Annotated in this window: 23 protein-coding genes and 1 pseudogene; 7 read left to right on the plus strand and 17 right to left on the minus strand. The window is 73.5% G+C overall.

The features are described from left to right. Positions 1-33 precede the first annotated feature (33 nt). Complete coding sequence (locus tag ACIBCJ_RS02785; RefSeq protein WP_362107643.1) at positions 34-693, minus strand: helix-turn-helix domain-containing protein; 660 nt, start codon at positions 691-693, stop codon at positions 34-36. A gap of 92 nt (positions 694-785) precedes the next feature. Then, positions 786-1,406 carry a rhodanese-like domain-containing protein gene (locus tag ACIBCJ_RS02790; protein ID WP_399281857.1) on the minus strand — a complete coding sequence of 207 codons (621 nt, stop codon included), beginning with the start codon at positions 1,404-1,406 and terminating at the stop codon, positions 786-788. A 110-nt stretch (positions 1,407-1,516) separates the two neighbouring features. Here ACIBCJ_RS02790 and ACIBCJ_RS02795 point away from each other — a divergent pair, with 110 nt between their 5' ends. Then, positions 1,517-1,795 (plus strand): metal-sensitive transcriptional regulator, encoded by a 279-nt coding sequence (locus tag ACIBCJ_RS02795; RefSeq protein ID WP_003978241.1) that lies wholly within the window; start codon positions 1,517-1,519, stop codon positions 1,793-1,795. A 23-nt stretch (positions 1,796-1,818) separates the two neighbouring features. Here ACIBCJ_RS02795 and ACIBCJ_RS02800 read toward each other — a convergent pair whose 3' ends face one another. Next, positions 1,819-2,562: a sulfite exporter TauE/SafE family protein gene (locus tag ACIBCJ_RS02800; protein ID WP_365978696.1), complete on the minus strand. Its 744-nt coding sequence runs from the start codon at positions 2,560-2,562 to the stop codon at positions 1,819-1,821. Next, a complete protein-coding gene (locus ACIBCJ_RS02805; RefSeq protein WP_365978695.1) occupies positions 2,559-3,941 on the minus strand; it encodes an MBL fold metallo-hydrolase in 1,383 nt (460 codons plus the stop codon). The genes ACIBCJ_RS02800 and ACIBCJ_RS02805 overlap by 4 nt, the downstream gene beginning before the upstream one ends. A gap of 424 nt (positions 3,942-4,365) precedes the next feature. Here ACIBCJ_RS02805 and ACIBCJ_RS02810 point away from each other — a divergent pair, with 424 nt between their 5' ends. After that, entirely contained in the window at positions 4,366-6,756 is a 2,391-nt protein-coding gene (locus ACIBCJ_RS02810; RefSeq protein WP_362513513.1) for a phosphoketolase family protein, read from the plus strand. Then, a complete protein-coding gene (locus ACIBCJ_RS02815) occupies positions 6,753-9,128 on the plus strand; it encodes a glycosyl hydrolase family 65 protein (protein ID WP_365978694.1) in 2,376 nt (791 codons plus the stop codon). The genes ACIBCJ_RS02810 and ACIBCJ_RS02815 overlap by 4 nt, the downstream gene beginning before the upstream one ends. 51 nt (positions 9,129-9,179) lie before the next feature. Here ACIBCJ_RS02815 and ACIBCJ_RS02820 read toward each other — a convergent pair whose 3' ends face one another. Beyond that, positions 9,180-9,638, minus strand: a complete 459-nt coding sequence (locus tag ACIBCJ_RS02820; RefSeq protein ID WP_365978693.1) for a hypothetical protein — start codon at positions 9,636-9,638, stop codon at positions 9,180-9,182. A gap of 286 nt (positions 9,639-9,924) precedes the next feature. On the opposite strand from ACIBCJ_RS02820, the gene ACIBCJ_RS02825 reads away from it, so the two are divergent. Continuing rightward, entirely contained in the window at positions 9,925-10,230 is a 306-nt protein-coding gene (locus ACIBCJ_RS02825; RefSeq protein WP_362107662.1) for a hypothetical protein, read from the plus strand. A 160-nt stretch (positions 10,231-10,390) separates the two neighbouring features. On the opposite strand, the gene ACIBCJ_RS02830 is transcribed toward ACIBCJ_RS02825, so the two are convergent. The 5 genes and pseudogenes from ACIBCJ_RS02830 to ACIBCJ_RS02850 all read right to left on the minus strand — a co-directional run bounded on the left by ACIBCJ_RS02830 (position 10,391) and on the right by ACIBCJ_RS02850 (position 14,376). Continuing rightward, a complete protein-coding gene (locus ACIBCJ_RS02830) occupies positions 10,391-11,254 on the minus strand; it encodes a DMT family transporter (RefSeq protein WP_362107667.1) in 864 nt (287 codons plus the stop codon). A gap of 68 nt (positions 11,255-11,322) precedes the next feature. Next, positions 11,323-12,201, minus strand: a complete 879-nt coding sequence (locus tag ACIBCJ_RS02835) for a hypothetical protein (protein ID WP_365978692.1) — start codon at positions 12,199-12,201, stop codon at positions 11,323-11,325. Positions 12,202-12,355: 154 nt separating this feature from the next. Further along, positions 12,356-12,694 carry an SCO0607 family lipoprotein gene (locus ACIBCJ_RS02840; RefSeq protein ID WP_399281664.1) on the minus strand — a complete coding sequence of 113 codons (339 nt, stop codon included), beginning with the start codon at positions 12,692-12,694 and terminating at the stop codon, positions 12,356-12,358. Positions 12,695-12,785: 91 nt separating this feature from the next. Then, a complete protein-coding gene (locus ACIBCJ_RS02845; protein WP_365978691.1) occupies positions 12,786-13,739 on the minus strand; it encodes a hypothetical protein in 954 nt (317 codons plus the stop codon). 89 nt (positions 13,740-13,828) lie between these two features. Further along, positions 13,829-14,376: pseudogene (locus ACIBCJ_RS02850) on the minus strand (DUF488 family protein). Positions 14,377-14,585: 209 nt separating this feature from the next. On the opposite strand from ACIBCJ_RS02850, the gene ACIBCJ_RS02855 reads away from it, so the two are divergent. Next, on the plus strand, positions 14,586-15,749 hold the full coding sequence (locus ACIBCJ_RS02855) for a GDSL-type esterase/lipase family protein (RefSeq protein ID WP_365978690.1): 1,164 nt from the start codon (positions 14,586-14,588) through the stop codon (positions 15,747-15,749). 49 nt (positions 15,750-15,798) lie between these two features. Here ACIBCJ_RS02855 and ACIBCJ_RS02860 read toward each other — a convergent pair whose 3' ends face one another. Together ACIBCJ_RS02860 and ACIBCJ_RS02865 are read right to left on the minus strand one after the other, a co-directional pair. Beyond that, entirely contained in the window at positions 15,799-16,500 is a 702-nt protein-coding gene (locus ACIBCJ_RS02860; RefSeq protein ID WP_362513494.1) for a type 1 glutamine amidotransferase, read from the minus strand. A 24-nt stretch (positions 16,501-16,524) separates the two neighbouring features. Continuing rightward, positions 16,525-17,646: a peptidoglycan bridge formation glycyltransferase FemA/FemB family protein gene (locus tag ACIBCJ_RS02865; protein ID WP_365978689.1), complete on the minus strand. Its 1,122-nt coding sequence runs from the start codon at positions 17,644-17,646 to the stop codon at positions 16,525-16,527. Positions 17,647-17,900: 254 nt separating this feature from the next. Between ACIBCJ_RS02865 and ACIBCJ_RS02870 the strand changes: the two genes are divergently transcribed. Beyond that, positions 17,901-19,025, plus strand: coding sequence for a Ku protein (locus ACIBCJ_RS02870; RefSeq protein ID WP_365978688.1), 1,125 nt, complete (start codon positions 17,901-17,903; stop codon positions 19,023-19,025). Positions 19,026-19,039: 14 nt separating this feature from the next. Here ACIBCJ_RS02870 and ACIBCJ_RS02875 read toward each other — a convergent pair whose 3' ends face one another. The 3 genes from ACIBCJ_RS02875 to ACIBCJ_RS02885 all read right to left on the minus strand — a co-directional run bounded on the left by ACIBCJ_RS02875 (position 19,040) and on the right by ACIBCJ_RS02885 (position 21,291). After that, positions 19,040-19,885, minus strand: coding sequence for an RNA polymerase sigma factor SigF (locus tag ACIBCJ_RS02875; RefSeq protein WP_365978687.1), 846 nt, complete (start codon positions 19,883-19,885; stop codon positions 19,040-19,042). A gap of 126 nt (positions 19,886-20,011) precedes the next feature. Continuing rightward, a complete protein-coding gene (locus ACIBCJ_RS02880; RefSeq protein WP_365978686.1) occupies positions 20,012-20,941 on the minus strand; it encodes an anti-sigma factor RsbA family regulatory protein in 930 nt (309 codons plus the stop codon). Continuing rightward, on the minus strand, positions 20,938-21,291 hold the full coding sequence (locus ACIBCJ_RS02885; RefSeq protein WP_365978685.1) for an STAS domain-containing protein: 354 nt from the start codon (positions 21,289-21,291) through the stop codon (positions 20,938-20,940). Before ACIBCJ_RS02885 ends, ACIBCJ_RS02880 begins: the two co-directional genes overlap by 4 nt. A 173-nt stretch (positions 21,292-21,464) precedes the next feature. Here ACIBCJ_RS02885 and ACIBCJ_RS02890 point away from each other — a divergent pair, with 173 nt between their 5' ends. After that, positions 21,465-21,821: a PRC-barrel domain-containing protein gene (locus tag ACIBCJ_RS02890; RefSeq protein ID WP_003978264.1), complete on the plus strand. Its 357-nt coding sequence runs from the start codon at positions 21,465-21,467 to the stop codon at positions 21,819-21,821. A 72-nt stretch (positions 21,822-21,893) separates the two neighbouring features. Here ACIBCJ_RS02890 and ACIBCJ_RS02895 read toward each other — a convergent pair whose 3' ends face one another. Together ACIBCJ_RS02895 and ACIBCJ_RS02900 are read right to left on the minus strand one after the other, a co-directional pair. Next, positions 21,894-22,457, minus strand: a complete 564-nt coding sequence (locus tag ACIBCJ_RS02895; protein ID WP_133884787.1) for a Dps family protein — start codon at positions 22,455-22,457, stop codon at positions 21,894-21,896. 93 nt (positions 22,458-22,550) lie between these two features. Next, positions 22,551-23,156: a flavodoxin family protein gene (locus tag ACIBCJ_RS02900; protein ID WP_362107996.1), complete on the minus strand. Its 606-nt coding sequence runs from the start codon at positions 23,154-23,156 to the stop codon at positions 22,551-22,553. Positions 23,157-23,379: the final 223 nt, after the last annotated feature.

Consider the following 23,379-nt stretch of genomic DNA (forward strand, 5'->3'; position numbering starts at 1 on the left):
TGGTCTGATGGGACGCGCGGTGCGGCGCCGAGGCTACGCGGGGGGCGCCGGGAGACCGGCGGCGAGGAGGGTGAACACCTCGTGGAAGACGTCGAGGAAGGCGGCTTCCTCCTGGTGGGCGGACCAGTGGTCCACACTGGTGCGCACCGCGGCGCCCGCCACCGCGGCCAGCAGCCGCGGGTAGAGCCCGGATCCGGCCTCCGCCCCGGGCCCTGTGCCGCTCGTGCCGCCGGCCCCGCGCAGGCGTTCGGCGATGGCGTCGGCGAGGTCCGCCTCGGCCGCCATGTGGGCCCCGACGCCGCGCGCCAGGAGGTGCGGCGAGGCGTGCAGGACCTCGGCGTGCAGCCGCCACAGCTCGTGCTGCTGCTCCGCCTCGGCCAGCTCCGCCGCCATGGCCTCGCGCAGGGCCGCCAGCGGGGAGAGTTCGGCCGGTGCTTCGAGGACGGCACGCCGCATGCGTGCGCCCGCGTCCGCGTCGATGACCACGAAGGCGTCGTCGCGGCTGTCGAAGTAGTTGAAGAAAGTGCGCACGGACACCCCGGCCGTGGCGCTGATCGCCTCGACGGTGACCTTCTCCGCCCCGTGTTCGGCGGCGAGCCGTACCGCGGCCTCGGCCAGAGCGGCCCGTGTGGCCCGCTTCTTCCGCTCCCGCAGACCGCCCCCCGCGGCACTCTTCTCCGACATAAGTTGCATGGTATGCAAAGATGCACGTCATGCAAAATTGACGGGCCCCGACCCTGGAAAAGGGTCGGCGCCCGTCGTCACCGGCGCGGCGCGGCGCGGCCTCAGGCCGCCAGGCGCGTCAGCGTCTCCTCGAAGGGCACGGCGCCGGGGGCGGGCCGGTTGTGAGGCAGCCGGGCCAGCGCGGCTGCCATGCCGCAGGTGCCGGTGATCCCGGAGAAGACCAGTCCCGCGCCGATCGCTCCGGACAGCCAGTGCGCGGGCCGCCAGAACCGGCCCGCCACGAAACCGGCGGCCACCAGCGACCCGGCCGCCAGGCGCACCTGCCGGTCCATGGGCCAGGGCGCCCGTGCCCCGGCCGAACGCTCGACAGGGTGACCGGCCGCGGTCCAGCCGGTCGTGCCGCCGTCGAGAGTGGCCGCCTCGACGCCCCGCGCCGCCAGTCGCGCGCAGCCCCTGGCGGACCGGTTGCCGGAGGCGCACACGAGCAGCAGCGGTCCACGCGCGGCGGCCGCCGTCAGGGCGTCGGCCGCCTGGTCGAGGCGTTCCAGCGGCACGTTGTACGCACCGGGCAGGTGGCCGCCGGCGTACTCGCCGGGGGAGCGGACGTCGACGACGGTGAACTCGGACAGGCGGGTCGCCGCTTCTCCTATGGCCACGGCGGCCGGAGTCGTGGCGGCCGGGATCGTGGCGTTCGGGGTGGTGTCGGGTTCGACGGGGTTGATCACGGGGTGGAACCTTTCTCGTTGTTCTCCCCCCGCACGGTAGGATACCCGCGGGGGTATATGGGCTCGGTGAGGCGCCGGGTGCGACCGGGCGGAGGAGAGGAAGAGGCATGGAACTCGACATGTCGGCCGACGAGCTCAAGTCGGCGCTGAACCGGCTGCGGCGCGCCCAGGGGCAGCTCGCCGGCGTCATCCGGATGATCGAGGAGGGCCGCGACTGCGAGGACGTGGTCACCCAGCTCGCCGCCGTCTCCCGCGCCCTGGACCGGGCCGGTTTCTCGATCATCGCCACGGGGTTGCAGCAGTGCATGACCAGTGACGACCCGGAGGTCCGGGACTCGGCGCAGATGCGGGCCCGGCTGGAGAAGCTCTTCCTCTCCCTGGCCTGACGTCCACCGGGCGTGGTACGGGATCACAGGACCGACGCCGCGCCCATCGCCAGGGCCACGCCCAGGAGCACCGCGCCGAAGACGCGCCGCAGCGTCTGCGGGGAGACCCGTGCGGCCAGCCGCCTGCCGTCCCACGCGCCGAGGACCGCGGCCGCGAGGAACGGCAGGAGCAACGCGAGGTCCAGGTGCACGGCGGTGTACGCCCGGCCGGCGAGGGCCACCAGCGCGTTGGCGCCGACCACCAGCAGGCTCGTACCCACCGCCGCGTCCATCGGCACGGCCAGCACCGTCACCAGCGCGGGCACCGCGAGGAAGCCGCCGCCGACTCCGAGGAACCCGGTCACGGCACCGAGACCGGCCCCGGCCCCGACCGCACGCGCCCCCGAAACGGTGCCCTCGGCCCGTGGCGCGCGCCGGCCCAGCATGTGCAGGCCGGCCAGCGCGGCCAGGGCCGCGAACAGCAGCGTCAGTACCGCCCCCGGAATGCGCGCCGACAGGGCCCCGGCCCCGGCGGCCGGCAGCACACCCGCCGCCGCGAACAGCAGCCCGGCCCGCCACCGCACGGCTCCCGCCCTGGCGTGGGCCACCAGCGCGGTGACCGACGTGACGATCACGACGGCCAGGCTCGCGGTGGTCGCCGCCGCCGGGGTGAAGCCGAGCAGGTAGACGAGCGCGGGCACGGTGAGGATGCTGCCGCCCGCACCCAGCGCGCCCAGGGACGCACCGGCCACGGCCCCGGCGAACAGGGCGAGGATCAGCGGCGTCATGCGGCGGCGTCGCCCGAGGGCGTCACGAGCGGGAGACCGGCCTCGGCCGCCGCGGCGAAACCGTCGTCGACCGCGACCACCTCTCGGCCGGCGGCGTCCAGCACGGACGCGGCCACCGCCGCGCGCATCCCGCCCGCGCAGTGCACCCACACGGTGCCGGGCGGCACTTCGTCCAGGCGGTCCCGGATCTCGTGGACGGGCAGGTGCACGCTGCCCCGGACCCATCCGTCGGCGCGTTCGGCCGCCCGGCGCACGTCGACGACGACCACGTCCTCGCCGTCCCGCCGTGCATCGGCCAGCTCCGCGAACGTGGCACGGCGGAACGAGGCCGGCCGGTCCCCGTCCACCACCCAGTCGGCCGGGGAGCCCACCGCCGCCGCGGCCGGCCGGTCGATGCCCACCCGGGCCAGCTCGCGCTGGGCCCGGGACAGGTCGTCCGCGCTGCGCGCCAGCAGCGTCACCGGCCTGCCCCACGGGATCATCCAGGCCAGGTAGGTGGCGAGCTGTCCGTCGACCTCGAAGTTGAGCGACCCGGCGACGTGACCGGCGGCGAAGGCCACCCGGGAGCGCAGGTCCACGACCCACTCGCCGGCGGCGAGACGCCGGGCTATCTCGTCCGCGTCCGCGCGGCGGGGTTCGCTCAGGTCCACGGGAGCGGGGCCGTCGCTGTTCACCGGCGCCATGTGGGCGTAGTAGGCGGGCACGTCGTCCAGTCCCGCCAGCAGCTCCCGGACGAAGCTCTCCACATCCTGGAGGAGTGCCGGATTGGCCGCCTTCTCGGCGCCGACGGTGCTGTGTTCGCCGCCGGAGGCCGAGGAGGAGCAGAAGCTGCCGAAGCCGTGTGTGGGGAGCACCCTCACGTCGTCGTCGAGCTGGTCGGCGAGGCGGTGCGCGGAGGCGTGCTGGGCGCGGGCCAGTTCCTCGGTCAGCCGCGGCTCCACGAGGTCGGGCCGCCCCACGGTGCCGATCAGCAGCGAACCGCCGGTGAAGGCGGCCACGGCCCGCCCCGCCCGCCGGAGGACGTACGAGGTGTGGTGCGGGGTGTGTCCCGGCGTGGCCACCGCGCGCAGCTCCAGCTCCTCGTCGACCGGTTCCACGTCGCCGTCGGCCACCGCCACGCGCGCGTACGCCACCTCTGCCCCGGCCGGCACCAGATAGCGCGCGCCGGTGAGGCGGGCCAGCTCCGGGCCGCCGGTGACGTAGTCGTTGTGGACGTGGGTCTCGGCGACGGCGGTGATCCGCACCCCGCGCCGGGCGGCCGCGGCGATGACGCGGTCGACGTCCCGCGGCGGGTCCACCACCACGGCCGAGCGGGATCCGCCCGCCAGGTAGCCGCGGTTGCCCAGCGACTCGGTCTCCAGGACGTCGACAAAGAACACGGCGCGCTCACCTTTCCGATTACCCCCCGGGGTATTTCTCCGTCCCGCCACCGTAACAGATACCCAGGGGGGTATCCCTGCGTCGCGGGTGGCCGGCGTCGGACGGTATCGGGTGGGCCGCCGTCCTGCCGCCGCGGAGGTCCGCCGCCCGGTGCACACAACCACTGTGTAGTGACAGGAAGTTGGGGTACACGCTGCCCAGCGCGGTCGACACCGGGGTCGGCGCCGGTGACGGCCGTGCTGCCCGCCGTCACGCACCGACGCCCGCCACCGGGCGCGGGCCGCGCCCTGCGACTCGTCCGGAACACCACGTGACCCGAACGGCCCTCTCGGGTACCCGCCCGGTCGGCGCAGGGTTGGGATGTGCACGGGCACCCCGTGCCCGCGCGCCCCGACCGGCTGTCCCGACACGGAAGGACCAGCGATGTCCGCCGACACGCAGCAGGCGCCCACCGAGCTCACCGACGAGGAACTCGCGGGCCTGGACGCCCACTGGCGCGCCGCGAACTACCTCGCCGTCGGCCAGATCTACCTGATGGCCAACCCCCTGCTGGCCGAACCCCTGCGCCCCGAGCACGTCAAGCCGCGCCTGCTCGGCCACTGGGGCACCTCACCCGGCCTCAACCTGGTCCACACCCACCTCAACCGGGTCATCAGGGCCCGTGACCTCGACGCCCTGTGCGTCTGGGGCCCCGGCCACGGCGGGCCCGCCGTGCTGGCCAACGCCTGGCTGGAGGGCTCGTACACCGAGACCTACCCGGACATCACCCGGGACGCGGCCGGCATGGCCCGGCTGTTCAGGCAGTTCTCGTTCCCCGGCGGCGTACCGAGCCACGTCGCGCCCGAGACGCCGGGCTCGATCCACGAGGGCGGCGAGCTGGGCTACGCGCTCTCGCACGCCTACGGCGCCGCCTTCGACCACCCGGACCTCACGGTCGCCTGCGTGATCGGCGACGGCGAGGCGGAGACCGGCCCGCTGGCGACGTCCTGGCACTCCAACAAGTTCCTCGACCCGGTGCACGACGGCGCCGTCCTGCCGATCCTGCACCTCAACGGCTACAAGATCGCCAACCCTACGGTCCTCGCCCGTCTCCCCGAGACCGAGCTGGACGAACTGCTGTGCGGCTACGGCCACGACCCGATCCACGTCACCGGCGACGACCCGGCCGCCGTCCACCGCGCCATGGCCCGCGCCATGGACACCGCCCTGGACCGCATCGCCGCGATCCAGCGCGCCGCCCGCGAGGAGGGGGCCACCGGCCGCCCCCGCTGGCCGGTGATCGTCCTGCGCACCCCCAAGGGCTGGACCGGTCCCTCCGAGGTCGACGGAGTACCCGTGGAGAACACCTGGCGCGCCCACCAGGTGCCCCTGCCCGCCGTACGGACCGACCCGGAGCACCTCGCGCAACTGGAGCAGTGGCTGCGCTCCTACCGGCCCGAGGAGCTGTTCGACGACGCCGGGGCACCCCGGCCCGCCGTCCTCGCCGCCGTGCCCGAAGGACCGCGCCGCCTGGGCGCCACGCCCTACGCCAACGGCGGCCTCCTCCTGCGCGAGCTGCCCATGCCGCCGCTGGAGAAGTACGCCGTCCCGGTCGACGGCCCCGGCACGAGCACCCATGAGCCCACCCGGGTCCTCGGCGACCTGCTCCGGGACGTCATGGAGGCCACCGGCGACCGGCGCGACTTCCGGCTCGTAGGCCCCGACGAGACCGCCTCCAACCGCCTCCAGGCCGTCTACGCCGCCAGCGGCAAGGCCTGGCAGGGAGGGACGCTGCCCGTCGACGAGGACCTCGACCGGCACGGCCGGGTGATGGAGATCCTCTCCGAACACACCTGCCAGGGCTGGCTGGAGGGCTATCTGCTCACCGGCCGGCACGGACTGTTCTCCTGCTACGAGGCCTTCGTCCACATCGTCGACTCGATGGTCAACCAGCACGTCAAATGGCTGCGCGTCACCCGCCGCCTGCCCTGGCGCGCCCCCATCGCCTCCCTCAACTACCTGCTCACCTCGCACGTGTGGCGCCAGGACCACAACGGCTTCTCCCACCAGGACCCGGGCTTCGTCGACCACATCCTCAACAAGAGCCCCGAGGCCGTGCGGGTCTACCTGCCGCCGGACGCCAACACCCTGCTCTCGGTGGCCGACCACGCCCTGCGCAGCCGCGACTACGTCAACGTCGTCGTCGCCGGCAAGCAGCCCTGCTTCGACTGGCTGACCATGGAGGAGGCCCGGACGCACTGCGCGCGAGGCGCCGGCATCTGGGACTGGGCCGGGACCGAGGACGGCACCGGGGAACCCGACGTGGTGCTCGCCTGCGCGGGCGACGTCCCGACCCAGGAGATCCTGGCCGCCGCCCAGCTGATCCGGGACCACCTGCCCGACCTCGCCGTGCGCGTGGTCAACGTCGTCGACATCGCCCGCCTGCTGCCGAGCGGGGAACACCCGCACGGCATGAGCGACTTCGAGTACGACGGCCTGTTCACCGCCGACAAACCGGTGATCTTCGCCTACCACGGCTACCCCTGGCTGATCCACCGGCTCGCCTACCGGCGCACCGGCCACGCCCACCTGCACGTGCGCGGCTACAAGGAGATCGGGACCACCACCACGCCGTTCGACATGGTGGTCGGCAACGACCTGGACCGCTACCGGCTGGTCATGGACGTCATCGACCGAGTACCAGGACTCGCCGTGCGCGCGGCCGCCGTACGGCAGCGGATGGAGGACGTCCGGCAGCGGCACCACGCCCACATCCGCGAGCACGGCGTGGACCTGCCCGAGGTCGCCGACTGGACCTGGAACGGCTCGCGGTGACCGCGACCCCGTCGACCTGGGACTACGACCACTACGACGCCGCGGAGGAGCGGCTGCGCGAATCCCTGTGCACCCTCGGCAACGGCTACTTCGCCACCCGCGGCGCCCTGCCCGAGTGCGCCGCCGACGACACCCACTACCCGGGCACCTATGCCGCCGGCTGCTACAACCGCCTCACCTCCACCGTCTCGGGTCGGGAGGTGGAGAACGAAGACGTCGTCAACCTTCCGAACTGGCTGCCGCTGCGCTTCAGACCCGCCGGCGGGGACTGGCTCACCCCGGACACCGCCGAGGTGCTCGACCACCGGCAGACCGTGCACCTGGACTCGGGCGTGCTGGAGCGCCGCACCAGCTTCGGGCTCGGCGAAGACCGCGTGCTCTCCGTGCGCCAGCTGCGCCTGGTGCACATGGCCGACCCCCACCTCGCCGCCCTGCGCACCGAGTTCACCACCGAGGGCGGCCCCGTCGACCTGGAGGTGGAGGCGGCCCTCGACGGCGGCGTCACCAACTCCGGGGTGCCCCGCTACCGGGACCTGGAGGGCCGCCACCTCGTCCACGTGCACACCGGCAGCGCCGCCGACGACACCGTGTGGCTGCGCTGCCGGACCCGCACCTCGGACATCCGGATCGGCCTGGCCGCCCGCACCACCGCCGGCGCTCCGGTCAGCGCGGCGCGCGAGCACCTGTGCGTCACCCAGCGCACGACATTGCGCGCCGAACCGGGCCGCACCGCCTCCGTCGACAAGGTCGTCGCCCTGCACACCTCGCGCGACCCCGCGATCAGCGACCCGCTCCAGGCCGCCGTGGACCGGGTGGCGGAGGCTCCCGGCTTCGACGACCTGCTCGTCTCCCACCGCACCGCCTGGGGTCAGTTGTGGCGCCGCGCCGAGCTGGAGGTCCCCGGCGAGGCGGGCAGCATCCTGCGCCTGCACCTCTTCCACGTGCTGCAGACCCTGTCCCCGCACACCGCCGACCTCGACGTGGGCGTGCCGGCGCGCGGACTGCACGGGGAGGCCTACCGCGGCCACGTCTTCTGGGACGAACTGTTCGTCCTGCCCTACCTGAACCTGCACTTCCCCGAGGTGTCCCGCGCCCTGCTGCACTACCGGCACCGCCGCCTGGAGAGGGCACGCTCCGCGGCCCGCGCGATCGGCAGACGCGGCGCGCTCTACCCCTGGCAGAGCGGCAGCGACGGCCGCGAGGAGACCCAGCAACTGCACCTCAACCCCCGCTCGGGGCGCTGGCTCCCCGACCACTCGCACCTCCAGCACCACGTCGGCTCCGCCATCGCGTACAACGTGTGGCAGTACTGCGAGGCCAGCGGGGACGCCGAGTTCCTGCACACCAAGGGCGCCGAGATGCTGCTGCAGATCGCCCGCTTCTGGGCCGACTCCGCCACCTGGGACGAACGGCTCGGCCGGCACCGCATCCGGGGCGTCGTCGGCCCCGACGAGTACCACGAGGCCTACCCGGGCGCCGCCCGGCCGGGCCTGGACGACAACGCGTACACCAACGTCACGGCCGCCTGGGTCCTCTCCCGCACCCTCGACGTCCTCGCCGACCTGCCCGAACCCCGGCGCCGCGAACTCGTCGAACGGACCGCCCTGGACGCCGCGGAACTGGAACAGTGGGACAGCGTCTCCCGCACCCTCCACGTCCCCTTCCACGACGGCGTCGTCAGCCAGTTCGAGGGGTACGGCGAGCTGGCCGAACTCGACTGGGCGGGCTACCGCGAGCGGTACGGCGACATCCGCCGCCTCGACCGCGTCCTGGAGGCCGAGAACGACAGCGTCAACAACTACCAGGCATCCAAGCAGGCCGACGTCCTCATGCTCGGCTACCTGTTCTCCCCGGCCGAACTGCGCTCACTGTTCAGCCGCTTGGGATACCGCCTCGACGAACTGACCTGGCAGCGCACCGTCGACCACTACCTGGCCCGCACCAGCCACGGCTCCACCCTCAGCGGACTCGTCCACGGCTGGATCCTGGCCCGCGCCCGCCGCGCCGAGGCCTGGTCCTACTTCCACGAGGCACTCAAGGGCGACGTCGCCGACCTCCAGGGCGGCACCACCGGCGAGGGCATCCACCTCGGTGCCATGGCGGGCACCCTGGACCTCGTCCAGCGAGGCCTGACCGGCCTGGAGACCCGCGCGGGCGCCCTCTGGCTGGACCCGGTGCCGCTGCCCGAGCTGTCCTCGTACGGCTTCTCCGTCCGCTACCAGGGCCACTGGGGCGTGCGCTTCCGGCTGGAGCACGGACGGCTGGAGATCGCCGTGCCCGCGGCCGGCCCGCTGCCCATCGACGTGCGGCTCCCGGACCGCGAGGTGCGCCTCCAGCCGGGCGACGCCTGCCGGCTCGTGCTGCCGGACTGAGCCCGGGCGACGCCTGCCGGCTCGTGCTGCCGGACCGACCCGGCCGGCCCGTCAGCCGGGCAGCGGCAGGGTCACCGTACGGGGAGACCCGTCGGGCCTGCCGTCGGTGTAGGTGAGGGTGATCCGGGTGAAGTGCCGCTCGCCGCCGCCCTCGCCCCCGCCCGTCGGCTGGTCGAGCCGCACCGTCACCGGATACGAGTGGAAGGCGCCCGCTGCGCAGTACGGGTCGCAGTCGTTGACGGCGTTCGTGCCCCGCCCCACGGCGGCCTCCGGGTCCCAGCGGTACCAGCGCAGGGACACCAGGCGGCTGTTCCCGTCACCGCAGGCGAGCACGTACGACTCGGGGCCGATCTGCGGCTGCCCGGAGCAGTCGACCAGCGCCGGATCCTCCGTCTGCTGGGTGCGTGCCGCCGACGGCGCCGACGGTGCGGCCGAGGCCGCGCCCAGGGGTACTGCCAGCGCGGCCGCGGCACAGAGTGTGACCGCTGCCCTCATCGGGTTCCTGCCCATGTCTGCTCCCGGCCGTCTGGGGGGCGCCTGTCTCCGCGTCCCGCATGTCCCGTCCGACGACCGTACGACCGCCTTCGGGAACGCACCACTCGTACGGAGCAGTGACCGGCATCCCGGGGACGCCGGCCCGGGCCTCCGCGAGGCCGCCCGGTTCGTGCGACAAGCCGCCGATTGCATCCCCCGTGTGGTCCTCGGGACGGTCCGCAACCACCGTCGTCGCCGCGGTGTCTCATGCCGTCGAGAATGGCGACCCAGCCGGGCGAACCCATCAGTGGAGGACCGCGGTATGCACCCGACGACTGCTCCGACCGCCGCCGCCCCGACGCGCTCACGCGCCTGCGACACCCGGGGTGACTTCCTGCTCCAGCCACCCGACCCCGCCCAGCGCATTCCCCACCCCGCCGAGCGCGTCCCCTGCCGCGTCGACCCCGTCGACCTGCGCCGACTCGACCTGCTCGCCCTGCTCACCGCGGCCGGCATCGCACCCTCCGCCGGGGACCGCGCCGCCATCGCGCAGCTCAGCGTGCTTCCCGGCAGTGTGCACACCGCGCTGCACCGGTGGCTGGAGCAGGCGTACGGGTTCTGCCGCTGAGGCGGGAAGCCGACGCGGCAGGAGGCGGACGGGACCGGAGGGCGACACGGTCGGAAGCCGGGGTCGCGCACCGGCGGACACGTCACGCGGTGCGCGCCGCCGCGTGACGTGTCCGCCGGCCCGGCTCGCGCCCACGCGGGTGCGGGCCTCCACCGGAGGCTCACTGCGCGGTGCGCAGGTCCACGCCCCGCCGGGCCAGGTGGAGGACGCCGACGACGATCAGCGCCACCCCGAGCAGTTGCGGCACCACCCACCAGTGGCCGCGCACGTCCTCCCGGTACAGGACCACGCCGAGCAGCAGACTCACCGTCGCGTCGCCGAGGGTGAGGGCCGGCTGGGAGGCGACGAGCGGCCCGCCCTGCATGGCGTGCTCCAGCAGGAGTACGGCGCACACCCCGGCCAGGGCGAAGCCGTAGGTCTGCCAGGCGGTGAAGAAGCCCACCACGCCGTCGGCGTCCAGGACCCGCATGGAGTCCTTCATCAGAGCCGCCGTCAGCGCGTAGCACACCGCCGTGGCCGCGCCGAGACAACCGGCGCGGGCCTTGCCGACCGGCCGCCTCAGGCCCGCCGCCGCCAGCAGCACGGCCGCCCCGGCGCAGGCCGCCAGCGCCGGCACCCAGCGGTCCAGCGGCACGTCGGCCTCTCCGCCGTCCGGAGCGGCCGAGGCCAGCGCGACACCGAGCCCCACGACGACCCCGCCCACGGCCAGCCACATGGCCTCCGGCAACCGGGTCCCGGTCAGCAGCGAGGCGAGCAGCAGCGCCAGCGGAAGCTCCAGCACGAACAAGGGCTGTACGAGTGACAGCGGCCCGGTCGCCAGCGCCACCGCCTGCCCCACGCCTGCCACCACGACGGCCAGCATGCCCCCGAGCCACACCGGCCGCCGCAACAGGTCGAGAACGAGCCCGGGGCGGAACCCCTGGGACTGCGGCACGCTCAGCGCGGCGCGTCGCTGGAGCACGGTGGCCAGCGCGTTGCTGAACGCCGCGAGGAGTGCGAAGAGCACCGGCAGGACGAAACCCATCCACCGATACTCACCCCGTTCGCCGCCCGCCGCGCGGCGCGACGGTACCGGGGTGGTCCGGTGACCGCTCAGCTGCCGCTCTGCGCGGACCCCTCGTTCGCCGCGTCCTGCTCCGGCGCGGGTGCGGTGGCGTCGGTGGCGGTGTAGTAGACCGAGGTGCCCTGCTTGCTGCGCTGCGCCTGGTTCTTGGCGACGAGTCCCTCGAGCGTGGTGCGCACGACCGTGTTCTTGACGGTGCGTCCGGAGTGGGCCTGCCCCAGGGCCGCGGCGACCTCGGCGGCGGAGCGCGGTTCCCGCTGCCCGGCGAGGTGCTCGCGTACCAGCTCCACCAGCGTGGGCCGGGCGGCCTCCCGCGCCGGCGCCTTCTTCGCCGCCTTCGCCGGGGACTTGGCGGCGGGCTTGGCGGTCGGCTTGCGCGGCGACTTTCCGGTCTTGCCGGCGGCCGCCGCCTCGGCGGTCTTCTTCGCGGGTGCCTCGGTGGATGCCTCGGCGGTCGTCCCGGCGGGTGCGCCGGCGGCGGCCCCGTTCGCGGAGGCGGCGGTCGACCTGGTGGCCTTCTTCGCCGCCGGCTTCGAGGCCTGCTTGGCACCCGGCTTCGCGGCGGCGCCACGCTTGGGAGCGGAGCCGGCCTTCCTGCTCCGCGTCCGGCTGCCCGCGGCCGGCTTCGTGGCGGCACCGTCGCGCGGCGCCGGCACGCCGGCCGCCTCGGTCTCCGGTGCGGTCTCCGGCGAGGGCGCGGGACGGGGCGGCGAGGTGATGCCGAGTGCCTGCTGCATGTTCACCAGCAGGGCGTGGTCGTGCTGCAACGCGGCCAGTTGCTGCTGGAGAGCCGTGATCTCCGTGCTGACACGTTCCTGCTCCTTGACGTTGCGCTCCAGGTCGTCGGTCACCCGGACGCTGTACTGCGACGCCAGTTCCGTGGCGGACTGCATCGTGCTCTCGGACATGGTGTGGACTCTCCTTGGTTCGCGGCCGTGAAGGCTGGCGTACAACCCTGGTTGGCGGCCTGTTCGCTGCCGAGTCGGTATACCACGTATGGCCGTCCGCGTGGGATGTGCCACCGCAACCTCGTGCGTGTGTTCGGACCGCGGAGAGTGTCGGTCACCTGCCCTCGGGCACCTCCACGATCTTCCCCTTCTCGTCGACGGTGTGTGTCTGCCAGTAGGTGTCCCACTTGTCGCCGACGTGCTCCGGGACCTTCCCCTCGGGGTAGCGGGTGTAACCCTCGGGCGGTTCCTCGCCGTTGGGCGCACAGGCCGAGCCGGTCCCGCCGACGGAAAGGACCGGGTACTCGCCGCCGCCGCAGGTGGCCTCCTCCATGGAGCAGCCGGTCAGGACGGCCGCCGCGGCGACGCAGGCCAGGACGAGACCGCGGACGGACCGCGTGGCGGGAAAGGTTCGGGTGGCCGACGGCCGGTGAACTCGAAGAACGGTGCGCACGGTTGACTCCCTGAAGGCGACTGGTGCGGCAAGCGTCCCCCGGCGGGGGGAAGCACCTCATGAGTACGGGTACTCAATCGGACGAGCCGTATTACCTGACCCGGCCGGCCAGCCGCTCCACCCGTCGCGCACTCGCCCGCGCCTCCCGCTCGGCCTCGGCCACCGCGTGCGCGGCCGTACGGCCCCGCTCCTCGGCCTCCCGCCGGTCCCCTTCGGCCCGGCCGAGGTCCTCCCGCGCCGTGCGCAGCCGCTCCTCGGCGGCGGCCACCGACTCCCGGAGGCGGGCCAGTTCGTCGTCGGCCCCGCGCAGTGACTCCTCCGCGTCCGCCTGTTCCGCGCGTGCGTCCCGCAAGTGACGCTCGGCATCGGCGGCCTCCCGTTCGGCCCGCGCGAGTTCCTCCTGCCGCTTGCGGCGCCGTTCGGCCAGTTCGTCCTTCGCGCGGGTGCCGGACGGGGCGCGGTGGGGCGTCGGGCGGGGCGCCGGTTCGCGTTCCGTCCGGGCCGGTGCCGCCGGGGCGGCGCCCGAGGGAAAGACCGACGGCGGGGTGAGGGACACCTCGAGACGCCCCCCGGCCCACTGTCCGGCCGCGTCCGGGTCGGCGAGGACCGCGCGCAGGGTGGACTCGACCTCCCGCTGGGCCGCCTGTGAGAGGCGGTGCCCGGCCTCGCCGGCGAGCTGTGCGGCCTGTGCGGAGAGGGCGGTGACGACACGTCGGCGCTGTGCCGACAGTTCCCTGAGCCCGGCGGCGTCCAGGCTGCGGTGCGCTTCGCGCAGTGCCTGCCCCAGTTCCAGAAAACGCCGGGTCTCCTCCGGCCGGGCTCGGGTCAGCAGGTTCGCCGCCCAGGCGGCGAGGGTGGGCCGGCGGGCGGCGTGGATGCGGCGGGCGTCCTCCTTGCGCCCGTCGGTCCGCGCGGCCGCGGCGCCTTCCTCACGGCGCGAGACGAAGGCCGGCGGGGGCGTGGCGTAGAGCTCGTCCAGGACCTGCTCGACCGCCTCCGCGTCCCGGCCGCCCGTCTCACCGGACCGCGCTCCCTTGCGCCGCATGACCCTCCGTCTCCGTGTCCGTCTCCGGGGCCGCCCTCTCCGTCCCCGCCGCGACCGCTACGACCGCCTCACTACCGCCCCGTGATGCGCTACGACCGCCCCGAGGCCGGTGCGGACGACTTCGCCGCCGCCTCCTCGTCGTCGTAGACGAGCAGGCCGTCCGCCCGCAGGCGGGCGCCGGGAGTGGGGGAGTGGGCCGTCAGCCGGCCGTCGTGCATCAGGTGGTCCGCCGCGGTACCGCGGGCGAGCACGGCGAAGTCGGCGACGAGGCGCCGGTGGCACCGCCACCACACGGCCTCGCCGCACATGACCGCGGTGCGCTCCTGTGCCGTCTGCGCCAGCAGTTCGTCCATGGCGGCGACGAACTCGGGCGACCGGGTGTGTCCGGCGTACGCCCGGAAGGAGGCGTTGCGCCAGACGACGTCGGGGGAGTCGGGCGCCGGCTTGCGGAAACCGCCCAGACGCCGCTCCCACCGGTAGGCGAGACCCTCCTGGGGCATCCACCGGGCCAGGCGTTCCCGCAGCAGGTCGGGGTCGCGGCGGCTGCCGGGCGCCGTCCTGATGTCCACCACAGTCCGGCCAGTTCCGCGCGTCCCGCGGTGCCGTGCCCGAACGTGACCAGGTGAGGTGGCGACATGCCGTTGCCGGTCCCCTCGCTGCCTGCGCTCATGCCTCCTGTCTACGGTCACTCCGGCCGGGCCGCGACCGGGACCGGGCCCGCGGGAGGCGGGTGGGGACGGAGGAGATGCTACGGCGATAAGGAATTTGCCTAGTTCAATTAGGTGAGTGCACAATCGGTGAAGGAAGAAGAAGTGAACGGCGGGACGCACCACTGCGGAGGGCGACATGCACACCAAGGACGGCTGGATCAGCACGCCCCTCACCCGGGACCTGTTCCGGGGCGCCCTCGACCTGGAGCGCACCGAGCGCGGCCTGCTGCCCCACCGGCTGCCCGCCCGGGCCCGGGCGCAGAACACCGACGGCCAGCTCGCCATGGCCGAGTCGCAGCCCTCGGGCGTGCGCCTGGCCCTGCGCACCCGCGCCACCGCCCTCGAACTGGACACGCTGCCCACCAAGCGCGTCTACGTCGGCGCCCCGCCACGCCCGGACGCCGTCTACGAACTGCTCGTCGACGGCCGCCCGGCGGGCCGGGCCAGTGTCACGGGCGGCGACACCCTGACCATCGACATGGCCGCCGGCACGGCGGACGTCGAGCCCGGTCCGCCCGGCACCCTGCGCTTCGCGGACCTGCCCGAGGGCGACAAGGACATCGAGATCTGGCTGCCGCACAACGAGACCACCGAACTGGTCGCCCTGCGCACCAACGCCCCCGTCGAACCCGCGTCCGACCCCGGGCGCCGGGTCTGGCTGCACCACGGCAGCTCCATCAGCCACGGCTCCGACGCCGCCGGCCCCACCACCACCTGGCCGGCCCTCGCCGCCCGTCTCGGCGGCGTGGAACTGGTCAACCTGGGCCTGGGCGGCGCCGCCCTGCTCGACCCGTTCACCGCACGGGCGATGCGCGACACCCCCGCGGACCTGATCAGCGTCAAGATCGGCATCAACGTGGTCAACGCCGACGTCATGCGGCTGCGCGCCTTCGGTCCCGCGGTGCACGGCTTCCTGGACACCGTCCGCGAAGGCCACCCCACCGCTCCGCTGCTGGTGGTGTCACCGCTCCTGTGCCCCGTGCACGAGGACACCCCGGGCCCGCTCGCCCCCGACTTCTCCGGCGACCGGCTGCGGTTCGTCGCCACGGGCGACCCGGCGGAGCGCGCGAGCGGAAAACTGACCCTCAACGTCATCCGGGAGGAGCTGTCCCGGATCGTGGCGCAGCGGGCCGCCGAGGACGAGCACCTGTACTACCTCGACGGGCGCGACCTCTACGGCGAGGCCGACGAGGCGGAGCTGCCGCTGCCGGACAACGTCCACCCGGACGCCGCCACCCACCGCCTCATCGGCGAACGCTTCGCCAAGCTGGCCTTCGCGGACGGCGGTGCCTTCGGCTGAAGCCCCGCGGTGCCTTCGGCCGAAGCCTCGCGGTGCCTTCGGCCGAAGCTCACGAACCGGCGACGACCGCGGCGAAGCGCCTGGCCACCTCCCGCCAGACGGCTTCCGCCGCGGGTTCGTCGAGTTCCGCCCGCCGGGACAGCTCCACCGGATCCAGCCCCCGGGCCCGAAGCCGGCCCGCGTCCCACGACCTCACCCGCTCCGCCCCCGCCTCGGGGTGGAACTGCACGCCCCAGGCCCGCTCGCCCACCCGGAACGCCTGGTACGGGCACCGCTCGCTCGTCATCAGCCACGCGGCGCCGGGCGGCAGGGCGGTGACGGCGTCCACATGGTGCTCGACCGCCGTGACCCGCTCCGGCAGTCCGCGAAAGAGCGGATCGGCCCGGGCCTCCGGCCGCAGCGTCAACGGCGTGCTGCCGACCTCCGGCTCGCCGTGCCTGCCCCGCACCTCGCCGCCCGCGACCCGGGCGAGGAGCTGCCCGCCCAGGCAGATGCCGAAGACCGGGGCGCCCCGGTCCACCGCCCCGGCGACCAGGGCCCGGGTGGGCGCGAGCCAGGGCGCGCGCACGTCGTCGTCGGGCAGGTAACCCCCGCCCAGCACCAGAACGCCGTCGTGCTCGGCACGCCGGGGGAGCGGCGCACCGGCGTAGGCGTGCACCACGTCCAGGGTCACCCCCTGGGCGACCAGCCAGTCACCGAAACGGCCCGGCCCGCCGCCCCCGTGGTTCTGCACCACCAGCAGTCGTGCCATCCCCACCCCCTCGCGGCGCGCTCCTCAGCGGCGCGCCATGTACAGGGCCACCGCCTTGTGCAGCACCCGGTTCAGCGGATACTCCCACTCGCCCAGGTACTCGACGGCCTGCCCGCCCGCGCCCACCTTGAACCGGAGCAGTCCCAGCAGGTGGTTGTCCTCGTCCAGGGTGTCGGTGATGCCGCGGAAGTCGTAGACGGCGGCTCCGCGTTCATGGGCGTCGCACATCATCCGCCACTGGAGGGCGTTGTTCGGCTGCACCTCGCGCCGACGGCTGGTGGACGCGCCGTACGAGTACCAGACGTGTTCGCCGACCGTCAGCATCGTGGCGGCGGCGAGCACCTCCCCGTCGTGATGGGCGAGGTACAGGCGCATACGGTCCGGGTCCTCGGCCGTCAACGCCTGCCACATGCGCTGGAAGTAGCCGAGGGGACGCGGCACGAACCGGTCCCGCCGCGCGGTCTCGACGTACAGCTCGTAGAACGTGGGCAGGTCCTCCTGGTCGCCGCGGACCACCTTGACGCCGGCCTTCTCGGCCTTCTTGACGTTCCGCCGCCACTGCTGGTTGAAGCCGCCCTGCACTTGCTCCAGCGACCGGCCCGCGAGCGGTACCTGGCACACGTAGCGCGGCTGGCCCGCCGCGAAGCCCTCCTCGCCTCCCGTCCCGGTGCGCCGCCAGCCCATCCGGCGCAGCCGCTCGGCGATGTCGTCGGCCCCGGGCTCGTGCACCGTGGCCTCCACGTCGCCCAGCCGCCGTGCCCCCGGGTCGGCGATCGCCGCCTTGACCGCGTCGGCACTCCAGCGCCGCGCCACCACCGGAGGCCCCATCCGGACCGTGAAGGCGCCCCGGCCCCTGAGATACGTCGTCAGCGGCTCCAGCCACCGCCCCAGGTCCTCCGCCGACCAGTCGATGACCGGTCCCTCGGGCAGATAGGCCAGGTACCGCTTCGTCCTCGGCAGCGGCCGCAGCAGCACCAGCCCGGCCCCCACCAGCTTCCCGCCCTGATCGAACCAGCCCAGGCTCTCCGCCCGCCAGTCCGGCTTCACATCACCCCAGGAGGGGACCTGCAGGTGGCTCACGGAAGGCCGGGCCGTGACGAAGCGCAGATGCTCCTCGCGGGTGATCGGCTCCAGGCGAAAGCTCATGGCGCGTCCCTCTGTTCGACTCGGTCCCGGCCCGGCCCCCCTGCTGACGGGGAGGACGGCACGAGGCGCGGGCGCGATGGCTGTCCCGCACCTCACAGGGAACAACGGCCGCGGCCGTTCCGCGCGCTGTCGTCCCGCGGCCCACCCGTGTGCACCGTCCGGCGCGCGGTGCCGCGGGCCGGGTGGCAGCGTGGCATGGCCCGGCGGTGCGGACGGGACCGGGCGGACGCGGCGGCACACAGGGAGCGGACGGCATGGCACGGGCGATCTGGACGGGCGTGATCACCTTCGGGCTGGTCTCGGTGCCCGTCGGACTGTTCACGGCGACCGAGGAGCACACGGTCCGCTTCCACCAGTTGCAGCGCGGCACCTCGGACCGCATCCGCAACCGGCGGGTCAACGAGCGCACCGGCAAGGAGGTCGGTCCCGACGACATCGTCAAGGGCTACGAGGCGAGCGAGGGCGAGTACGTCGTCGTGGAGCCCGAGGAGCTCGACGAGATCGCACCGGGACGCTCCCGCACCCTGGAGATCACCGACTTCGTGGACCTGGACCGGATCGACCCGGTCTACTTCGGCCGTACCTACTACCTCGCCCCGCGCGGCAAGGAGTACGTCAAGGTCTACGAACTGCTGCGCACCGCCCTCGCCGAGACGGGCAAGGTGGGGGTCGCCACCTTCGTCATGCGCAACCGGCAGTACCTGACCGCGCTGCGCGCCGAGGACAGGGTCCTGCTGCTCCAGACCCTGCACTGGGCCGACGAGGTGCGCGACCCCGTCGAGGAGCTGCCGGAACTGCCGTCGGACCGGGTGGGCCGCGGCAAGGAACTGGACATGGCGCTGCGTCTCGTCGACGCCCTCAGCGGCGACTGGGAACCCGACCGCTATCACGACACCTACCAGGAGAAGGTCCGCGAACTGGTCCGGGCCAAGGCCGAGGGCCAGGAGGTCGCCGTCGCCGAGGAGGCACCCAGGGCCACCGACGTCGTCGACCTGATGGAGGTCCTGCGCGGCAGCCTGGAACAGGCACAGGGCGCCGGGGGCAAGCGGACGCCGAAGAAGGCGGGCAAGGACGCGAAGGCAGAGCGGGCAGACAGGACCGAGAAGCCGGGCAGGCCCGGCGGCCGCGGCGGCGAACGGGCGTCGTCCAAGGCCGGAGAAGCGGGCGCCGGCCAGTCTCCCGCGGCGCGGAAGAAGGCCACCGCCGCCTCCCGCCGCACATCGTCCGGCCCCGGCGAGCTGCGGGAGCTGAGCAAGGCCGAGCTCTACCGGCTGGCCACCGAACGGGACATCGCCGGCCGGTCGAAGATGAGCCGTCGGCAACTCGTCGACGCACTCGGCAAAAGCGGCGGCCGCCCGAAGAGGACGACCGCCGCCTGAGCCGTACCGCGCTCTCAGCTCGTGCTGAGCATGCCTTCCCGCAGGCGGGTCAGCAGCCGCGAGATCAGGCGGGAGACGTGCATCTGGGAGACGCCGAGGCGCTCGCCGATGTCCTTCTGGGTGAGTTCCTCGACGAACCGCCAGTGGATGATCTGCCGGTCGCGCTCGTCCAGCTCGGCGATCATGGGGGCCAGGGCGTGGAAGTCGTCCACCAGGGCCAGCGCGGTGTCCTCGGTGCCGATGAAGTCGGCCAGGGCCGACTCGCCGTCCTCGCTGCCGTTGATGGCCGCGTCCAGGGAGGCGGAGTTGTAGCCGTTGGCCGCCAGCCGGGCCTCGACGACCTCGTCCTCGGGCAGGCTCATCAGCTCGGACAGCTCGCGGGTGGTGGGGGTGCGGCCCAGGCGGGTGCGCAGCTCCTCGGTGGCCCGGGCCAGCTGGACGCGGGCCTCCTGCAGCCGCCGGGGCACGTGCACCGCCCAGGAGGTGTCCCGGAAGAACCGCTTGATCTCACCGACGATGTAGGGCACCGCGAAGGAGGTGAACTCGACCTCGCGGGACAACTCGAACCGGTCGATGGCCTTGATCAGACCGATCATGCCGACCTGGACGATGTCCTCCATCTCCTCCGGGCCGCGGCTGCGGAACCGGCCGGCCGCGAAGCGGACCAGGGACATGTTCATCTCGATCAGCGTGTTGCGCGCGTACTGGTACTCGGGCGTGCCCTCCTCCAGCACCGTCAGCTGCTCGAAGAACAGCTTCGACAACTCCCGCGCGTCCTTGGGCGCCACCTTGGACGGGTCCGCGATCTCCGGCACCGCCGTAGTGGCGTGCTCGGTGGCCCGTGCGGTCGTCGTCGTCATGATGTGCCCTCCCGGTGGATCGGTCGTCCTTGTCACCTTGTCGGCCGACGCCCGATCGCTTACCCCGGCTCAGGCCGTACACGCCCCCGTATGCAGAAATTTTTTGGCGGCGGTCCAGGGCGGTCCTCAGACGCCCAGGTAGAAGCGGATCGTGGTGCCCGCGTCGCTCGTGTGCATCCGCACCAGATCGGCGACGTGGTGCACGAGCAGCAGCCCGCGTCCTCCGATCTGTCCCCGCTCCGGCGGCCTGCGGCCGGCGAGGGGATCCGTCAGCCGCCCCGTGTCGCGGACCTCGCAGACCACCTGTCCCGCCTCGGTCCACACCGCCAGTCTCCCCTCGCCGCCGCCGTGGACGACGCTGTTGGTGGTCAGCTCCGCCACCGCCAGCTCCAGGTCCTGCAGCCGCTGCCCGGCCAGCCCGAGCGAAGCGGCCCGGGCGACCGCGAAGTGCCGCACAACGGGCAGCTCCGCGGCCGCGAAGCCGAGGAGGTCGGCGTCGGGCGGACCGGTGAGCGGCTCGTTGTAGCGGGTGACGACCGCGTGCCAGTCGTACGCCTCGCTGACCCGCTCACGCCCCTGGGCGATCACCGTCGGGTGGGTGACCAGGGCGTCCGCCAGGACCGACGCGGACAGCGTCGTCTCGTCGTAGGGGCACAGGATCGTCACGGCACGGCCCGCGAAGGCCGCGTTGATCAACGCCTCGTGCTGGGCGCACGCCGGGTACTCCGCAGTGCTGCGCCCGGCCCACACCGGCTCCCCGATGATCCGCACCCGTCCCCGTGGGTGACGGTCGGCGAAAGCCCTCAGCACACCCGGGATGATCCGCCCCGGATTGCGCCCGGCCTCGGTCATGTCCAGGAAGGTGACGTCCCGCGCGTCCGCGCCGAGCCCGGCCCGGACCAGGTCCAGGTTGGAGCCCGGCACGGCCACCGCCACGGGTTCGCCCGCGGCCAGTCCCTCCCGGACGAAGGCTGCCGTCCGGTCGGCGTACTCGGCACCCGAGCGGTAGAACAGCGCCGGATGGGTGAAGGTCCCGTCGGTGGTCGCCGTACTCATCGTGGCTCCACCTCGATCCGCTGCAGGGACGGCCAGAACAGGTTAAGGACCCGCGCCAGCTGCGGGGGCGGCCGCTCCACCACGAACCGGCCGGCGGGCAGGTTCATGGCGGTGACGGCCAGCGCGGTCACCCCGGCCACGTCGACGAACCGTACGCCGGACAGCTCCACGTACGAGACGTCCGTGTGCCGCCGGGACAGTTCGGTCAGGGCGCTCTCCCAGGACCGCCGGGTGCTCACGCCGATCTCACCGCTGGCCCGGATACCGGGACGGCCGGGCAGCGGACCCACGTCCAGTACGGCACCGCTCCCCACGGAGGCCGGGCCACCCGTGGCACCCGTGCGATCCACACTCGATCCCCTTCGGTGCTCCACCGGCACCCGTCCGCCGTCCGGGCACCTCTTCCGGCCAGGCAGCTTATCCCGACCGGAGCGCGGTACGCCGGTGAGGGGACAAGGAGGCGACAGCCGGGCGAAGCGGGGAACACGTCAGTGAGCGCGTCCTCGGAAAGGGATGACTGATCATGTTCGAAGCCGAGAACATTCGTGACTGGCGCGGCCTCGACGTCGTGGACTACGACGGCCGCAAGATCGGGACTCTGGAGTCCATCTACTTCGACACCCTCACCGACCGGCCGGCGTTCGCCACGGTCACGATCGGCCTGCCGACGCGTCGGCGGCTGGTGTTCGTCCCCGTGGACAAGGCCACTGTGGGACCGTCGTACCTGAAGGTGACCTACGACAAGTCGCTGGTCAAGGACGCGCCCGGGATCGATCCTGACGGTGAGCTGGCCGCCGAGGACGAGGGCGCGGTCTTCGCCCACTACCACCTGCCCCACGAGCCGGGCAGCCGCGGCGAACGCCGCCTCGGCCGCCGCTGAAGCCCCCGCGGGGCCGTGCCCGGGTCGCGGGACCGGGGCACCGCCCCGCGACCCGGCGGCGCGACTACGCGACTACGAGACGTCCGCGCCGCGTGCCGCCGCCTCGGACTCGGACGTCGCGCTGCCCGTCGCCAGGGTGCCGCCGGAGCTCTCCAGGTGCGCCCGGACGAACCACTGGAACTGCTCCAGGTCCCTGAGCTGGCCGATCAGGAGGTCCTCGGTGGCCGGATCGATCTTGCCGGCCTCCTCGACCGCCGCGCGCATGTCCTCGATCACGCCCGTGTACACCACGTCCAGCGCGCCGAGGTGGGCGATGGCGTCCGCCCGTCCGATGGAGTAGTCGTCCCACTTGCGCTCGGCCACCAGCGACCCGGGCGTGCCCTGGGCCACCCCGCCGAGCGCGGCGATGCGCTCCGCGACGTCGTCGGCCATCTCGCGCACCTGGTCCACCTGGGGGTCGATCATCTCGTGCACGGCGATGAAGTGCGGACCCACCACGTTCCAGTGCACGTGCTTGAGGGTCAGGTGCAGGTCGTTGAGGGCGTGCAGGCGCAACCGCAGCACACCGATCAGCCGTCCGGCGGCCTCGCGCTCGATGCCGGGGACCGTGTACTTCGGGGTCAGGTCGTGCGTCATGGCGGACCTCAGCTCCTCATGCGTTTCGTACGTCGTTGCTCGTGGACGAATGCCCCGAATCGGCTGCGGCAGACATGCCCGGACGGTGCCGGATCAGGACGGCGGGGCGGGCAGCGGCATCGCGCCCAGCGCGCGCGCCGCGTGCACCAGGTTGGACGCCATGGCCCGGCCGGTGGACACCGACCAGTCGTGCCCCCGCTGGTCGTCCAGGAAGTCGGGGCCGGGGCCCGGGCCGAGGTGCCAGTAGGTCCAGGCCTGGCCCGGAATGGTGTAGCCGATGTCCGCGAGACCGCCGCTGATCTCGCTGATGACGTGGTGGGCGCCGTCCTCGTTGCCGGTGACGAGCACACCGGCGACGCGGTTGTAGGCGATCGGCCGCCCCTCGTCGTCGGTCTCGCCGAGCATGGCGTCCATGCGTTCCAGGACCCGCTGGGCGACGGAGGAGGGGCGGCCGAGCCAGGTCGGCGAGGCGATCACCAGGATCTGCGAGGCCAGCACCTTCTCGTGCACGGCCGGCCAGTCGTCCCCTTCGCCCATGTCGGTTTCGACGCCCGGTTTGAGGTCGAGGTCGACGGCGCGTACGACGTCCACCTCCACCCCGTGCCCCTTGAGCGCCGCGATGACGGTGGCCGCGAGGGCCTCCGTGTTCGACGGCTGGGGGGACGGCTTGAGAGTGCAGTTGATGACGAGTGCGCGCATGTCTACCCCTGTTCCCCGGCAGACCCGCCGCTATCGCGGCCGTACGGCTGACGACTGCCCGGCAGGAGTGACCCGCGACCACACGGAGTACGGGGGGCCGGAGGGGCGCCGGCCCGCCCGTCCGGCAGGAGCCCGCCGCCGCGGACAGCACGCGAGGCGACACCCGCGAGGACGGACGGGCGCGTGGAGAGCGCATACGGGAAACGAGTGAGCCCTGTACGCG

This window comes from Streptomyces sp. NPDC051136, from assembly GCF_044455745.1.
Lineage (GTDB): Bacteria > Actinomycetota > Actinomycetes > Streptomycetales > Streptomycetaceae > Streptomyces.

What these genes read in the sequence shown, in the direction of transcription:
- ACIBCJ_RS02870 (WP_365978688.1), top strand. Translation starts at nt 17,901, where the DNA reads ATGGCACGGGCGATCTGGACGGGCGTGATCACCTTCGGGCTGGTCTCG.
- ACIBCJ_RS02795 (WP_003978241.1), top strand. Translation starts at nt 1,517, where the DNA reads ATGGAACTCGACATGTCGGCCGACGAGCTCAAGTCGGCGCTGAACCGG.
- ACIBCJ_RS02810 (WP_362513513.1), top strand. Translation starts at nt 4,366, where the DNA reads ATGTCCGCCGACACGCAGCAGGCGCCCACCGAGCTCACCGACGAGGAA.
- ACIBCJ_RS02900 (WP_362107996.1), bottom strand. Translation starts at nt 23,156, where the DNA reads ATGCGCGCACTCGTCATCAACTGCACTCTCAAGCCGTCCCCCCAGCCG.
- ACIBCJ_RS02865 (WP_365978689.1), bottom strand. Translation starts at nt 17,646, where the DNA reads ATGAGCTTTCGCCTGGAGCCGATCACCCGCGAGGAGCATCTGCGCTTC.
- ACIBCJ_RS02855 (WP_365978690.1), top strand. Translation starts at nt 14,586, where the DNA reads ATGCACACCAAGGACGGCTGGATCAGCACGCCCCTCACCCGGGACCTG.
- ACIBCJ_RS02785 (WP_362107643.1), bottom strand. Translation starts at nt 693, where the DNA reads ATGCAACTTATGTCGGAGAAGAGTGCCGCGGGGGGCGGTCTGCGGGAG.
- ACIBCJ_RS02875 (WP_365978687.1), bottom strand. Translation starts at nt 19,885, where the DNA reads ATGACGACGACGACCGCACGGGCCACCGAGCACGCCACTACGGCGGTG.
- ACIBCJ_RS02880 (WP_365978686.1), bottom strand. Translation starts at nt 20,941, where the DNA reads ATGAGTACGGCGACCACCGACGGGACCTTCACCCATCCGGCGCTGTTC.
- ACIBCJ_RS02825 (WP_362107662.1), top strand. Translation starts at nt 9,925, where the DNA reads ATGCACCCGACGACTGCTCCGACCGCCGCCGCCCCGACGCGCTCACGC.
- ACIBCJ_RS02830 (WP_362107667.1), bottom strand. Translation starts at nt 11,254, where the DNA reads ATGGGTTTCGTCCTGCCGGTGCTCTTCGCACTCCTCGCGGCGTTCAGC.
- ACIBCJ_RS02845 (WP_365978691.1), bottom strand. Translation starts at nt 13,739, where the DNA reads ATGCGGCGCAAGGGAGCGCGGTCCGGTGAGACGGGCGGCCGGGACGCG.
- ACIBCJ_RS02800 (WP_365978696.1), bottom strand. Translation starts at nt 2,562, where the DNA reads ATGACGCCGCTGATCCTCGCCCTGTTCGCCGGGGCCGTGGCCGGTGCG.
- ACIBCJ_RS02890 (WP_003978264.1), top strand. Translation starts at nt 21,465, where the DNA reads ATGTTCGAAGCCGAGAACATTCGTGACTGGCGCGGCCTCGACGTCGTG.
- ACIBCJ_RS02895 (WP_133884787.1), bottom strand. Translation starts at nt 22,457, where the DNA reads ATGACGCACGACCTGACCCCGAAGTACACGGTCCCCGGCATCGAGCGC.
- ACIBCJ_RS02820 (WP_365978693.1), bottom strand. Translation starts at nt 9,638, where the DNA reads ATGGGCAGGAACCCGATGAGGGCAGCGGTCACACTCTGTGCCGCGGCC.
- ACIBCJ_RS02860 (WP_362513494.1), bottom strand. Translation starts at nt 16,500, where the DNA reads ATGGCACGACTGCTGGTGGTGCAGAACCACGGGGGCGGCGGGCCGGGC.
- ACIBCJ_RS02835 (WP_365978692.1), bottom strand. Translation starts at nt 12,201, where the DNA reads ATGTCCGAGAGCACGATGCAGTCCGCCACGGAACTGGCGTCGCAGTAC.